The following is a 14,370-nucleotide window of genomic DNA, read 5'->3' as shown; positions in this document are numbered from 1 at the left end:
ACCTCTAATAATTCGTTCGATAAGCCGAAAGAACAACATCAGCCCCTAACGGACTAGTAACTGCAACGGTGACTAATAACGCATCAGCATCAGCAATGGTAATTCCACCAAAGTCAGAGAAAGTTACAGTGACGGAAACCGTGTAGTTCTCCAACCCACTAGTAGCAGTACCGGTTTGGTCTTCAACACCAGAAGACGTGTAATTATGAAAATCGCAGACATCGTCTTTGTCTTGTCGAGCTGCTTCGACATCAGTACACACGTTTCCGGAATCAGGATCGGCAAATGGCTTAAGCAGAATTTCTTCCATTAAAGATTCGGCGGCAACTTGAGCTTGCGTTTGAATCATAGGGTCAGCTGTACGAGTGACTATCGATGAAAACGCTGCGGCCAGTCCAGCAATGGCAATGCCTGCGACAGCAATGGCAATGACCATTTCGACAAGTGTCATGCCTTGAGCATTGAGTTTTAGAAAAGTCACCGGATATACCCCGTATGACCATCAATAGTGATCGTTCTTCCTGCTGCGCTTAGCGTTGTTTGGGTCAGGATGGATTCACCTGAATTTGTCACCTGCCCTCGAGCAGTAAAAATTAAAGGAGAGGTCGTTGACGACCAAGCACTACCCGCAGGTCTGCTACTTACGCTGTAATCATCGCCTTCACCCGGACGAATCACGGTCACAGAAAAGCTGGCGGAAGACGCAGCATTAAAACAGTTAGCATCCTGTTGCAACACAAATCCACTGGCCTCAACCTCAAACTCAACACTACAGCCTGTGCTCATGGCCAACTTATGAGAATGCCGTAACCCCGCCATGACATCTTCATAAAAAAAGCGCTCATCATAAGCGCTTTGAGAAAAGAATCTGGGGATTGCCGTTGCCGCAAGAATCCCCAAGATGATGATCACCATAACCAATTCAATCAGAGAAAAGCCTTGCTGCTTGGTCATGATGATAGGGCATTAACAGTTAGTATCTAGGTTAGCAGCTTTATTAACATTCACAGCACCTGAAGCCGTTACTTCATATGTAAAATTACAAGTAGCAGGAGCACCACCTGCGGTCCAAGTAGTAGTCGTAGTCCCTGTTGAAGTAAAGTCATCATTTAACCCTGCTGCAATGCCAATACCATTTGAAGCTGCAGAAGGATACCCAAAGGTTGTACTACCTGTATTTAGATTGTCTAAATCAATAACTTGCCCTTCTAAAGTAATAGATGCTTGCCCAGTACTAGCTCCTTCCGCTAGCCATGCGGAATGAACAATTGCCGCGGCTGATTTGGCTGCACCAGCGCCAGCCTCAATAACAGCTGCATTCGCATCCGAACTCAAATTTGCAAAACGAGGCAATGCAAACGCAGAAAGGATACCCAAGATCACGATGACCATGACCAATTCAATTAACGTAAAACCTGTTTGTTGTTTCGTCATAAACTTTCCCCTAAAAAGTTCGTTCAATAATCCGTCACGCATTTCCTAATTTCGGTTATAGCATCCTAGCTACACCCCATGTTTTTCTCTTAATCAAACATTGATTTAAGTATCAATGTCCGTAACCACGGCACCATTACGAGCGTTGTATTCAATATCATAGCCGTCATCGGTTCTACGGTATGTATAACGACAGTTACCACTGATGGTATCGACCTGATAATCCGGATCATTTAATAAGTCATTGTCTGCAGATGGCGCATTATCCACCAGTAAAGCATCCCACAAACGTTTGCATCGTTCTGCACTGTCCATGACATCGCTATTGTTCGAACCTGTCCCCTGACCTGCATCGGTCGGCCAGCCATCAGAGCTGGTGGCAATATCATCGTTACCGTATCCGGTCACTTCATCGACGGCACCACTGAACCCATTCGCAACCCACTGGCTTCGCACCAGAATCACCGCCGACGCTAAAGCCCCACCGACACCCTCCACAGAAGATTCATGAGCGTTGTCTTGTGCATCCATCATTCTCGGCAATGCAACCGCCGCCAAGATAGCAATGATTGCTGTCACTATGACGAATTCAATTAATGTAAAACCGTTACTTTGATTCACTGCCTGAGCATCAACCATTTGCATATTGTAAGTTCGCATATAAAAAGCTCGCATGTAAAAACTCAATCGTGTTTTAAATTCTTCCTGGCCTGCATTGGCCAAATAAAAATAAAACAAATAGCTCAGTAGGTTATCTTTAATTATTAAACAATTAATTTAACAAAGTATAGACAATATCCTACAAATATACTGTTTCATCTTTGAGTCCGATCAATTACGGCGAAATATCTCGATGATCGCTGCTGTTTTCAAGACAAACGGGCAACCTTTACCGTTTCATCGCAGAACTCAATTCCCACATCGGCAGGAATACACCCAACGCCAACACCACCACCATGATCCCCATAAACACCAACAGAATAGGTTCAATGGCTTGGGAGAGCATCTTTAAATCGTAATCCACTTCTTCTTCGTAAAAATCGGCCACATCGTGCAAAAGTTTATCAACCGATCCCGTTTCTTCACCAACCGCAATCATCTGAAGAATCAAAGGCGTAAACATACCACTGGCTGCGGAAGTCCGCGCCAACGAATCACCACGTTCAATACCTCGCCTCATATCTGCCACTGCGTTAGCGATATAGCGATTACCAATACTGGCACCAATGATGTTCAGACTTTGCAAAATAGGCACGCCGGATTCCGACATCATGGCAAAGGAGCGGGCAAAGCGACTAAGCGCTACCTTTTCAAAAATCTTCCCCATTAAGGGCAGTTTTAGCTTTATTCGATCCCACCACAGTTCACCGTCATCGGTTTTGATGTAATAACGAAATCCGAAAAAAGTCGCCAACATAACCAATAAGATCACCCACCAATATTGAACACTGAACTCAGAGGTTGCCATTAAAATCACAGTAGGCAGCGGCAAGTCAGCGCCCAACTTAGAAAACACTTTAGAAAACTGCGGGATCACAAATAAATTAATAATGAACATCGCAACGGTAATCGCAATCACCACACTGGCCGGATAGCGAATGGCCTGTTTCACACGACTGCGCGTTTCACGCTCTAGTTCAATATGATCAATCAGCTTCTTAAATGCGTCATCTAACTTACCAGTACTCTCTCCCACATGAACCATGCTGACAAAGATATGAGAGAAGACATCGCCATGATGCCTCATGGATACAGCCAGAGAATTACCCGTAACCAGCTCAGAGGCAATTTGATTCAACACTTCGGCCATACGTTCATTTTTAGAGGTATCCGCCAACCCTCGAATCGCTTGAACAATTGGCATACCAGAGCGAGTAAGCGCATACATCTGACGACAAAACATGCTGAGGTCGTCGAGCTTTACCTTAGGTTTTGGCAGGAATTGCTTAAGATCGATGTGATTGGAACTCTCTTCAACAGTCTCTTCGATACGCACTGGCGTAAGCTGTTGAGACTGAAGCATTCCTGCGGCCGCATCGACACTGGAGGCTTCGATAACGCCTTCCACTTTGTCGCCTTGCTGGTTTCGACCGAGGTAGCTGAACTTCGCCATGTGTTAATCCCCTAAATCCGGTAAATCGAGATCTAAGGAAATCTCACCTGAAGAAAGCGAATCACTAATGGCATTGCCTGTTTCCTGATTCTGGCTGGTCGCTTCTTGCTCTAACGTTTCATCATCTGGCAGATTAGATGCTCGCTCATCTAACGAAGCACTGATACGGAAAACTTCATGCACCGAAGTAACCCCCGCCTTCGCATAACTCATGGCACATTCAGTAAGAGAGACATAATGCGGATTGTCTTCGGCGGCTTGAGCAAAATCTGCCGCACTATTGCGACGTAACGCATCCAACATCGCATCATCCATCTCAAGTAACTCATAGACACCGATTCGGCCAGAATAGCCAGTGTTATTGCACTGATGACAACCGCGACCTTTCACAAACACAGTATCTGCATGTTTCGGGCTGATGTTTTTCACCCAGGCACGTTCTTGTGATGACAGCTCATCGGTTTGATTGCAGTATTCACAAACCTTTCGAATCAAACGCTGAGCAATCACAGCACGCAAAGAAGACGCCACCAGATAGGCATCACAGCCCATATCAATCAAACGCATGGCCGTAGAGATCGAGTCGTTGGTATGTAAAGTAGATAGCACCAAATGCCCGGTCATTGCCGCTCGCAAGCCAATCTCTGCGGTTTCCTGATCACGCATTTCCCCGACCAGAATGATGTCCGGGTCCTGACGCAAAGCCGTTCTTAGCACTGAAGCAAAAGTAAGCCCCACCTTGGTGTTCACCTGAACCTGAGTGATTCGAGGTAAACGGTATTCAATCGGATCTTCGGCGGTAATGACCTTCTGTTCAGGTCGATTCAATAAATTCAATGCCGAGTATAAGGTGGTGGTTTTACCACTCCCGGTTGGCCCGGTAACCAAAATCATCCCATGCGGCCGATGAATCAAGGTTTCAAAACGCTTGCGAATGCCATCCGGCATTCCCAATTGAGATAACTCAAGCGTACCCTGAGATTGATCCAGTAAACGCATCACTACGCTTTCACCGTAAGGCGTTGGCAGCGTCGATAAACGCACATCAATGCTCTTATTCAAGATACGAATATTAAAACGACCGTCCTGCGGTAAACGTTTTTCAGAGATATCCAAGCCCGACATGATCTTCAAACGAGAAACTAACGCACTGGCAATACGCTTCTCTTTCATCACCTGTTCTTGAAGTTCGCCGTCAATTCTTAAACGAACCCGCAGAACGCCTTCATCTGGCTCAATATGAATGTCCGAAGCTCTCACTTGCACAGCATCCTCAAAGATACTTTGCAGCATCCGAACCACTGGTGCTTCCGACGCTTCACCGCTGCTGGCAATTTCTTCCAAGTCAAAGTCGGTTGATGATTCCAGCTCATCTTCCAACTCCGTCGCCAAAGACGCAATCTCATCTCGACGACGATAAGCGCGATCCAGCGAGTTCATTAAATCCTGCTCTTTTACAAAGGCAGGCAATACCGGACGCTTCAAGTTGCGTTGAAGCTCATCAATCGCCATCAGATCCAACGGATCAAGCATCCCAACCAGATAACCGTCAGGCTGATCGGCTAACAGGATGGCACGAAAACGACGCGCTTGAGTCTCAGGTAAACGGGTAATTAAATCGGTTTTAAGCTGGAAACGGACTAAATCCACAAATGGGTAACTGAAGTGATCGGCCATCACTTCCAGCATTTGTTGTTCGGTCACAAATTTCAGATCAATCAGTGCCTTACCAATCTTCTTACCACTGCGCTTTTGTTCTTCCAGCGCCGTCATCAACTGATCTTCTTTAATCAGCCCTTTGCTTACTAATAAGTCACCGATACGTATTCTTGGTTGTGCCATGTTACTTCTGCTCCTCAGCTTGTTTGGCTAAGGCTTCCAACTGCTTTTTGATTTGATTGGACTTCCTGGCAGCAAACTCTCTGCCGCTGGCTGGTAATGTGCCCGACTGCAACGCCAAAGAATAAGCTCTGTACGATTTATCCAAGGCCTCAAGTGCTTCTAACGAGAACGCCATGGCTAACCACCAGCGACCATCTTCCGGTTGGCGTTGAACCAGTAAGTCGTAGGCTTTAACAGCTCTTAAGTGATCGCCTTGTCGTTGATAAGCGCTGGCAGCCAATGCCAACAACTCACTCGATGAAGTGATGTCCACATTCTGCTGATCAAGATAGTTCACCAACACTTTTGGTGTCTTACGCAACAACAAACGCGCTTTCAATGCCATGTACTTAGGTTGATTAAAATCCGTCAGTAATTCATCGACTAAGGCTTCACTTCTCAACACATCACCCTGTTGAAAAGACGCCAATGCCTTCTCGTAGAGTTGAACTTCTCTGGTTTTACTCTTGGTTAACGAGCTCTTCAACTCAGAGTCAAAAGCTTCCGCAACCTTTGGCTCAGGTTTTACAACTGAAGGCGCCGGTTTAACAGAGGTTTGCTTCTTAGATTCGGACGAGACTGATGACTCGGTATGAGAGGCGTTAACTAATTTGGGCTCAGACGATTGCACCGAAGCCTTCATTGGTTGGGTAGGAATTGGTTGCGTAGGCACTCGTTCCGTTTGCTTTGGCAAAGGGCTTTCGATGTCCGTTGGATTCTCTGTCTGCGCCAAGGGTAATACCTCAGTCACAGTAGCCGCTGCAGGTTGAGCTTGTTGTACTGATTGAGGTTCTTGTATTGTTTGACTCCGAAACTCAGCGTCGGCTTGCTGACTATCCATCACTTGAGACACCTTAGTTTGGGGCGTCTCACCTCTCTGAGCATCGGCTTGTGACTGCATAGCAAGGTCAGGCTTGACTGTCTGAGTGGCTTCGTCATTCGTCGTTACCGGTAAATCCGTTTCAGATTCATTGTCCGAAAGAAACTGAGCAAGCTGCTTTCCTAACCCAAATTCTTGATACCCCAAAAAGCCGACACCTGCTAAAAGAACCAACACAATCAAGCTCACTAAAGGCCGGACCCGACGCTTAGAACGGGATTGGTCCGACCTCCCTTGGATCAAACCCAACACCGAGGTATCGGGGCTATCCGGTTTCCTGTCGAGATCGTTTAAAACGTCGTTGATTAGACTCATGCAACTTTCGCCTTAAATAATCTCTGCCAAAAAGAACGCTTAGCAGGCACCGCTTCGGTATCAACTAATGCCTTTTTCACATGCTCTCGGGTGACAATACTCTCGCCTTGACTGAAGGCCAGCAACAATGATTTTTGGGCCACCACATTAATAACGCGCGGCGTACCGGAAGTACCTTTATGCAAGGTTTTCAACGCTGGATATTCGAACAACTTCGCGCCATTGTAGCCCGCCACATGAACGCGCTGCGTGACGTATTGCTCTAGATCTTCGAAATCCAGGCGATCCAACGATGCCGAAAACGCCAAACGCTGTTTAAGTTGGCGAAAACGATCTTTAGCCAGCAAATCATTCAACTCTGGCTGGCCAAAGAGCACCATTTGAATCAATTTCTGTTGTTCGGTTTCAAGGTTACTGAGCAGACGAACTTCTTCAAGAGTATCTTCAGGCAGCGACTGTGCCTCATCAATCACCAGAATGGTACGTTTGCCTTCTTGAGCAATTCGAATCAATTGATCATTAATCGCTTCAATCAGTTGGTAATGGTCGAGCTGTTCAGCGTTAAGGACATTAAGCTCACGTGCCAAGGCTCGTCGTAACACCTCGGGCGGCATGGCCGGATTGGGAATGTATGCCGTTACGTATTCCGATCCTGTCAATTGATTCAATAATTTACGACATAGTACAGTTTTCCCTGTACCCACTTCGCCCGTGACTTTAACAAAGCCTTCACCGGTTCCCAGTGCAAACACAAGGGTATTAAAGCAATCTTTATGCGTCTTCAGATTGACGAAGAATTGAGTGTTAGGCGACAGCGTAAAAGGCAGTTTGGTAAAACCAAAATGCTTACATAACTGATCCATAATTTCCCTGGGATGCTTAGCCAACCTATCACCTACTTTTTATATGTTCGTTAACGAGTGACGTTTGAGTTTCTCTGAATGCGTTGAACGGCGGTTACTGAAAAAAGTCCGGAAAGCGTTGACGAACCTGTTGCAGTTCTTTTTCCCACACTTTCCCTTCAACGATTTTAGGTTTGAGCAAGATCACCAGTTCCACCTTTTCAGTCACATCACGCTCTTGAGTGAAGAGCTTTCCTAGGCCTGGAATGTCTTTTAACATCGGAACACCAGCTTCTAATTGCTGGCTGCGTTCTTCCATCAAGCCACCAATGACAACCACCTGACCACTGCGAGCCCGCACAATGCTGTCGGTTTCACGAATGGTTGAGAAGGCTAATGGCAGAATCAAATCTCCACTGTCGCCTAAGGTAACGGTTTTGGTTTGATCTTCCACTTTAGAAATGGCTGGATGCACGTGAAGAATCACTTCTGAGTCTTCACCAATATGTGGCGTCACATCCAAGGCAATGCCGGAGAAGAATGGCGTTAAGGTAATATCAGGCGTATCGCTGGTTGAAGAAGAAGTACTGGTTGTAGTACTCGAAACGTCGGTGACGAAGAACTCGTCAGAACCTACTTTAATCACCGCTTTTTGGTTATTCACGGTGGCAATACGGGGGCTTGATAGCACGCTCACATCACCTTGCGACTCGATTAAACTGATAATGGCATTGAAGTCGGTGAAGTTAAGGCCGAACTTAAAAACACCCTCAACAGAAGGATCAATCAAGGTGCTGAGATTACCAGTATCAAACCCTACCACCACTTCATTAGAGGTATCGGTAATATTCGAGCCAAACCCATTTCCGAAGGTATCCCACTGTATTCCCGCCTGATAACCATCCGATAAGCTCACTTCCAAAATTTTGGCCTCAATGATCACTTGTCGTTTCAAGCTTAATTCAGCCCGTTCCAACATCTGTTCTACATGTCGTAATTCAGACGGAAAGGCTCGAACAATCAATAAACCGGTATGAGGGTCGGTAATCACTTTGCGGCCATCGTCGGCGCCAATAATCATGCTGACACTGGTCAGCAAGTTACGCCAGAAATTCGACTCAGTAGTGGTTTCAACGCGCGCACTCTGAAGTGTTTCGGAACTACGGGATGAAGTCGATGACGTGGAGCTGTTTTCTTCCGTGCTCGAACTTGAGACCTGACCGCTGCTGATCAAAGTCGACGATTGGCCAATTCGAACAATGTTCGGATAATTGATCGGGAACACTTTGGTTTGAATTTCACGAGGAACGATTTGATAACCATAATCCTTTGGCAAGAAATCGAAGTTATAAATATCGCGTACGGCTTTTAATGTTTCTTCCAACGTTACGTTTTTAAGACGAATGGAAATATCACCGGATACACCAGGATGCACCACCATGTTCTTACTGGTGCCATCCACCAAGCTCATAAAGAACTGTTTCGCCGGGGTATCTTTGGCAACCACATCGAAACGAACTGTCTCTTCAGACGTCACTTCCAACTCAGGCACCATCAAATCCGCCAACACATCCGGTAACTGATGCGACTCCTGAACCGCTGCCGGCTCTGATTTCATCACTGGCACTGGTTGAAGTTCTTTCTTTGGTACCGACTGACAACCAGCCACAAGCGCAACAGCCAAAACACCCAATGGACGCAGACTCGTTAACGTTTGGTTCAACAACTTTTGATTCATACCTGTCACTCGGTCTCTCTCTTTATCTGAAAACCTTTCGTATCATTAATCGCCAATACTTTAAGCTTTCCATCCACTCGCAGAATTACTCTGTCTTCTTCTATTTTGAGCACCTTGGCTCCGTCGATCTTTACGCCTTCCGAAACCAGTGTTTCGTTAATAATCGCGCGCTTTCTGTCATCCGATATTAATATTTGGGACAAACTATACGTCGTCGAGCGATAACTTTTAGTCGTCGAGACTGCCCCATAACCAGGTGGCCGCATCGGATCAGCAAGCGTTTTAGTACCGATCAATAACACGCATAAAGACACACAAGCGACGATCAGCCGTTTTAACCGTACACTCAATCTCACAGTGGCCTCACTTGCATGCCGATGAAGAAAGCTATTGATAAACACCGATCAAATCCTTACTGGTACTCAGGGTATACACCTCTAACGACAAACGTCCCATAGGGTAATCTTGCATTTGAAACGCCAAATTTTTCCAAAACACTTTTTCAGGCAATCTTTCCACTTGCGATAGGTATTTCTTCACCTGACCGTATTGGCCTTCCATCTCAAGCAATAACGTATGTTGATACAAGTTAGCCTGTGCATTTGCATCGCCTTGTGACATCTTAGTCATACCATTCAAGGTCACTGGTTTTGCAGACAGACTTTTCACCGACGTTAATTTCAACCCAGACTCTTTATTCAGCAATGAGGCCAATACATCCGACATTTGTCTGGGCTCAATGAGTTTATCGGTAATTGCCTGAATTTCTTGTTGGTAACGCAGCGTTTGCTCACGTTCTTTTTCGATCTTTTCACGAATAGACTTATTCGGATCAAAGGTCGATTCAGCAATCACCTCAGCAATTTCCACACGTACAGAATCAATCTGCTTTTTAAGATCCGCTTCCTGAGCCATCAAACGATTACGATCAGCCAATAAAGGATCAAACACCAACAACTGAAACATCATATAAAGCGCCACCAACAAGGTAGCGAAAATAATGCCGCGCTCACGGACTGTCAGCGCATTTAACTTTTCAGAAAGCAGCAGCCACTTATCCTTCATTCTTACCTGCCCCTGCTTCAGTACTCAAAATAAAGTGAAGATAATTTTGATTATCCTCATCCCGCTCCAGATTGAATAAATTAAAAGAACGCCCTCTGAATGAATTCGCTTGTTTTAATCCATCGATATAACCCGGTAACACATCCGGCTGAGAAACCAACCCGGTGAGACGCATGCTCTGTCCTTCGGAGAGCACATCGATACGGGTTAACCATACCTGATGATGATCAAACTGATTTAAGTCCTGAAACACATTCGAAAATGCCTGAGCATCTTTTAACGTATCAGACTTAAGATAATTCAATAGTCTAATCTTGTTGTGGTTTTGATCCCGCAAAGTGCTTAACTGAGCTTCCAACGCCTTACTTTTCACTTTCTTAGGGTACTTACGTTTAGTCTCTTCCAGCTGTTGTTTCTTTTCACTCAAGTGACTCTGCTGTTGCTGAACCTCACGTTCCAGCTCAGGCACGGGATAATAAAGCGCAGCTGATACAGCAAACAAAAGTAGAATAGCCACCCCAAAATACTGCAACATTTTAGACGCTGGTAATACGATTACCGGGGGTCTGAAGTCATCGCTGTAGAAATCGACTTTTTGATTAATCCTCAAGCCAACCTCCAATCACTGCACCGATGGCAGAAATACAATGATCGAGAATTTCAGGCGACTCCGACTCATGGGAAATATTCTCTGTAAACTGCCAATGCCAAGGTTGTACCTGAACGTCCAGCTTCTCATTCAAGACACCGGCCAGTCGCACGTTATTGACATCCGCAGGCATTAAAATAATTCGATTCACCAAGCCTTTACCCAGCTGACTTTCGTAATAGTCCAAGGACCGTTTAATATCGAACATTAACTCATCGCATTGTGCCCGATCATAATCAGACAACGCCTCTTCATTGAGACCGCTGAGGTGATCCACCCCAATACCAAGGTTTCTTGCTAGATAGAGATTACCACTCTCCAACAAACGCATTTGCCCTTCAGAGGTTCCTAAAGACACCATGCCTGTGCTCTCGCCCTCAGTCACTCCGGATGCAAACAATAAATTACTTAAGGATAGATCCTTAATTGTAATTCCTCTGATCTCAAGGCCTTTGTGTTCGCAGGTATCCACAATCTGCTGGATGAGTGCTTTTTCGGCTACCGCGACATAGACCATATTCATACGGCCTCGATAAGCATCTTCCGGTAACTTAAAATACTGAATCGTTACGGACTCTAAAGGCTGACTAATAACATCTTTTACTTTCCATTTAATGGCATCAGCCATCTCTGCTTCCGGCACATCCGGCGCATCAATCAGTAACAGGTTATAAAAGTCATCCGACAGCGAAATATAAACTTCGCCATAGAGCCGTTCGCTTGAAATTAAACGTCTTAAGGCGCCCTGCCATTCATTGTCTTCATAAGGCAGAAACCCGGAAGACTTAACATGGAGTCCGTTTTTAGTAGACACTTTCGCACACGCCACACCGTTCGACTCTATCGAAATACCATTCAGCAGTCCTAAGCGCTGCTTCTTTTTCAATCTCGGCAGGCGTATCATTCAGTTCCTTACAACGTATAACAACGTAGCGTTCTAGAGTTCAAAAAGAATACAATTAATATACGATTGTATTAGTTTAGCAACATTTTTAAACCTTATTACTAAAGATTAATCGCTAACCATTAGAATTTATTGACAAAATGCTTGATATCGTTCTTTACCAGCCAGAAATCCCGCCTAATACAGGCAACATCATTCGCTTGTGTGCAAACACAGGTTTTCAACTGCATTTAATTCGTCCGTTTGGGTTTGTGATGGACGATAAGAAATTGCGTCGTGCCGGCCTGGATTACCATGAACTGGCCAATGTAGAGATGCATGATTCGCTAGACGATTATCTGGCAGCACGTCAGCCCAATCGCGTTATGGCCATCACGACTAAAGGAAGAACAGGTCACACAGCCGTTGAGTATCAGTCTGGTGATGCACTGATCTTCGGCCCTGAGTCACGTGGTCTTCCTATTGAGTTTATTGAGTCGTTACCAGAAAACCAGCGCCTACGTATTCCTATGCTGAAAGACAGTCGCAGCTTAAACTTATCCAACAGCGCGGCCATTATGATTTATGAGGCTTGGCGACAATTAGACTTTGAAGGTGCAGAAGCCCTATAAGCCAGCTAATTTAGCGCTCTCGCTTAATTCACAAGAAAGGACAGAAACAGCCTCATGGATGGACCAGCCCAAGCAGAGTTAAGCGAACCTTATTACACTCAAGTCCCACTCCCGGATTCCAAAGCAACCCTATTCCTGCTTGGCTTTTGTCTACTCTTTGGTATTCACTTTAATATTCAAAATACCGGTGGCACCGGGTTGGAAATGCCATACAACGCGGTGGTGTGGTGTGTTATCAGCCTACTATTTTCTGCCATGCTGTTTCGTCTTGCCAAGACCCGACAATGGGTAGACGACCCGGCACTCAAGCTCCTCGGCTTGATTATGGTGGCATTGGTTATTCCCATCGCATTTCAGGAAATTGCGGAAACCACACAGGCTGGCACTCGGGTGCTTGCCATTCTTGCAGGCCTACTTCTGACAGTACTTTTTTTTCAAAGTATCTTGGCCTACGACAGCTGGCAAAAAGTATTTTACCTTTTGGTTGCCGCCAGTGTGATTGAAGCCGCACTGTGCTTGATTCAGCAATATTTCCCGAGCATTGCCACGCTTGGTGTCTACAAAGAAGATTACGGGCGCCCCTTTGGCTCATTTCAACAACCCAATGTCAGCGCCAGCTTTATCGCAACAGGCGTTATCTGCAGTTTATATCTGATACTGAAACCTCACGATGAAACGACCACTCAGCCTAAAATTGCATTGCTTATGTCTTGTGCGTTAGTCGGCTCATCTGCATTGATTTTACTAGGCTCTCGTGCCGGCATCTTTGGCACTCTATTGGCCCTCATTTTCTGCCTACCACTGATTTATAACTATTTAACCACCCACAGTGAGCTCTCAGCATCGTACAAACCTCGGTTGTTTTGGGGCTGGCTTGTGTCAGCCATAGTAGGTGTATTGTTCGCAATCATCAGCATTCAGCAAATGGAGTCTGGCGGACGCAACCTCGAAACCTTTCAATCCACCGCGAACCGTACAGGTATTTATCTGCAAGCCTTAGACATGATCCAAGATAAGCCGTTGTCTGGCTGGGGGTACGGTAACTTTGAACGTAACTTTTTAGATTACTACGCAGAGAAGTATGACTCAGGAGAGTACACTCACCAGATCATTACCAATCTCGATCATCCTCACAACGAGCTTTTATTGTGGGCCGTAGAAGGTGGAATTATTCCGCCCTTATTACTCTTAGTACTTGCCGGGGTTTTGATCATCCGAGCAATGCGTCATTTAGGCATCGTATATGGTCTGGCGGCTCTAGCGTTGCTCATTCCCTTATCGTTTCATGCGAATACCGAATACCCTTTTTACCAATCCATTGCGCATTGGTTGGTTTTCAGTTTACTCACCGCTTGGTTGCTGTGGATTACCAGCACATCTACGATTAAGTGTTTTAAATTCGATTTTTTTGCACGTTGCTTCGCGGTAATCATTCCTATCATCACCATTCCTGTGATGGTGCTGTGTATTCAAGCAACGTATCAGGTGACGAAATATCACTCGAACAATAAGCAAGACTTCCATCATTTGGGCGATGTCATTCACCCTAGCGGAATCTGGAAGCGCTTCTTTTTTGATGTCATGACCTACCGCCTGATTGTGGGTCTGCAACAACAAGACCAGCAACAAATCAAAGCCTATGTACAATGGGCGGAAGAGTTTCTGCAGCACACACCAAGATTGTCGATTTACTACAATTTGGCCAATGCTCACTGGGCGCTAAAAGACTACGAGCAATCCATTAAGATTATGGAAGAAGCCGCTTACTTGTATCCTACCGATACAAACCTAAAAACAGCCATCGAGAAAACCAAAGCTAATCTTCAGGCAATACAAGAGCCATCGGCTTCCCAATAATGGGTGTTTCAAACTCAAGTCAGACGCGAAATCGAACGCATAAAAAAAGCAGCTCAGATCCAAGATCATGAGCTGCTTTTT

The 14,370-nt window shown here is 45.5% G+C and carries 15 protein-coding genes; 2 read left to right on the top strand and 13 right to left on the bottom strand.

What is annotated here, in order from left to right; translation table 11 throughout:
* Positions 1-4: 4 nt before the first annotated feature.
* From ACFOEK_RS15050 to ACFOEK_RS14990, 13 genes are all read right to left on the bottom strand, one after another.
* Positions 5-481 (bottom strand): prepilin-type N-terminal cleavage/methylation domain-containing protein, encoded by a 477-nt coding sequence (locus tag ACFOEK_RS15050; protein ID WP_386722280.1) that lies wholly within the window; start codon positions 479-481, stop codon positions 5-7.
* On the bottom strand, positions 478-954 hold the full coding sequence (locus ACFOEK_RS15045; protein ID WP_386722279.1) for a Tfp pilus assembly protein FimT/FimU: 477 nt from the start codon (positions 952-954) through the stop codon (positions 478-480). The genes ACFOEK_RS15050 and ACFOEK_RS15045 overlap by 4 nt, the downstream gene beginning before the upstream one ends.
* A gap of 12 nt (positions 955-966) precedes the next feature.
* Positions 967-1,434 carry a type II secretion system protein gene (locus ACFOEK_RS15040; RefSeq protein ID WP_386722278.1) on the bottom strand — a complete coding sequence of 156 codons (468 nt, stop codon included), beginning with the start codon at positions 1,432-1,434 and terminating at the stop codon, positions 967-969.
* Positions 1,435-1,539: 105 nt separating this feature from the next.
* Positions 1,540-2,094 (bottom strand): prepilin-type N-terminal cleavage/methylation domain-containing protein, encoded by a 555-nt coding sequence (locus ACFOEK_RS15035; protein ID WP_386722277.1) that lies wholly within the window; start codon positions 2,092-2,094, stop codon positions 1,540-1,542.
* Positions 2,095-2,323: 229 nt separating this feature from the next.
* On the bottom strand, positions 2,324-3,547 hold the full coding sequence (locus tag ACFOEK_RS15030; protein ID WP_386722276.1) for a type II secretion system F family protein: 1,224 nt from the start codon (positions 3,545-3,547) through the stop codon (positions 2,324-2,326).
* A 3-nt stretch (positions 3,548-3,550) separates the two neighbouring features.
* Positions 3,551-5,389, bottom strand: coding sequence for a GspE/PulE family protein (locus ACFOEK_RS15025; RefSeq protein WP_386722275.1), 1,839 nt, complete (start codon positions 5,387-5,389; stop codon positions 3,551-3,553).
* Position 5,390: 1 nt separating this feature from the next.
* On the bottom strand, positions 5,391-6,623 hold the full coding sequence (locus tag ACFOEK_RS15020; RefSeq protein WP_386722274.1) for a tetratricopeptide repeat protein: 1,233 nt from the start codon (positions 6,621-6,623) through the stop codon (positions 5,391-5,393).
* Complete coding sequence (locus ACFOEK_RS15015; protein ID WP_386722273.1) at positions 6,620-7,486, bottom strand: ExeA family protein; 867 nt, start codon at positions 7,484-7,486, stop codon at positions 6,620-6,622. Before ACFOEK_RS15015 ends, ACFOEK_RS15020 begins: the two co-directional genes overlap by 4 nt.
* 94 nt (positions 7,487-7,580) lie before the next feature.
* A complete protein-coding gene (gene mshL / locus ACFOEK_RS15010; RefSeq protein WP_386722272.1) occupies positions 7,581-9,203 on the bottom strand; it encodes a pilus (MSHA type) biogenesis protein MshL in 1,623 nt (540 codons plus the stop codon).
* Positions 9,204-9,208: 5 nt separating this feature from the next.
* Entirely contained in the window at positions 9,209-9,553 is a 345-nt protein-coding gene (locus ACFOEK_RS15005) for a hypothetical protein (protein ID WP_386722271.1), read from the bottom strand.
* A 37-nt stretch (positions 9,554-9,590) separates the two neighbouring features.
* Positions 9,591-10,268, bottom strand: coding sequence for a hypothetical protein (locus ACFOEK_RS15000; RefSeq protein ID WP_386722270.1), 678 nt, complete (start codon positions 10,266-10,268; stop codon positions 9,591-9,593).
* Positions 10,258-10,878, bottom strand: coding sequence for a hypothetical protein (locus ACFOEK_RS14995; RefSeq protein ID WP_386722269.1), 621 nt, complete (start codon positions 10,876-10,878; stop codon positions 10,258-10,260). Before ACFOEK_RS14995 ends, ACFOEK_RS15000 begins: the two co-directional genes overlap by 11 nt.
* Positions 10,868-11,821, bottom strand: a complete 954-nt coding sequence (locus ACFOEK_RS14990; protein WP_386722268.1) for a hypothetical protein — start codon at positions 11,819-11,821, stop codon at positions 10,868-10,870. Before ACFOEK_RS14990 ends, ACFOEK_RS14995 begins: the two co-directional genes overlap by 11 nt.
* Before the next feature lie 140 nt (positions 11,822-11,961).
* Between ACFOEK_RS14990 and trmL the strand changes: the two genes are divergently transcribed.
* Positions 11,962-12,432: a tRNA (uridine(34)/cytosine(34)/5-carboxymethylaminomethyluridine(34)-2'-O)-methyltransferase TrmL gene (trmL, locus tag ACFOEK_RS14985; protein ID WP_386722267.1), complete on the top strand. Its 471-nt coding sequence runs from the start codon at positions 11,962-11,964 to the stop codon at positions 12,430-12,432.
* Positions 12,433-12,486: 54 nt separating this feature from the next.
* A complete protein-coding gene (locus tag ACFOEK_RS14980; protein WP_386722266.1) occupies positions 12,487-14,289 on the top strand; it encodes a PglL family O-oligosaccharyltransferase in 1,803 nt (600 codons plus the stop codon).
* Positions 14,290-14,370: the final 81 nt, after the last annotated feature.

Origin of the sequence: Litoribrevibacter euphylliae, from assembly GCF_042646085.1 — a bacterium.
GTDB classification, from domain to species: Bacteria; Pseudomonadota; Gammaproteobacteria; order Pseudomonadales; family Litoribrevibacteraceae; genus Litoribrevibacter; species Litoribrevibacter euphylliae.
Note: the sequence above shows the minus strand (reverse complement) of the source record. Positions and strands in the feature narration are given on the sequence as shown.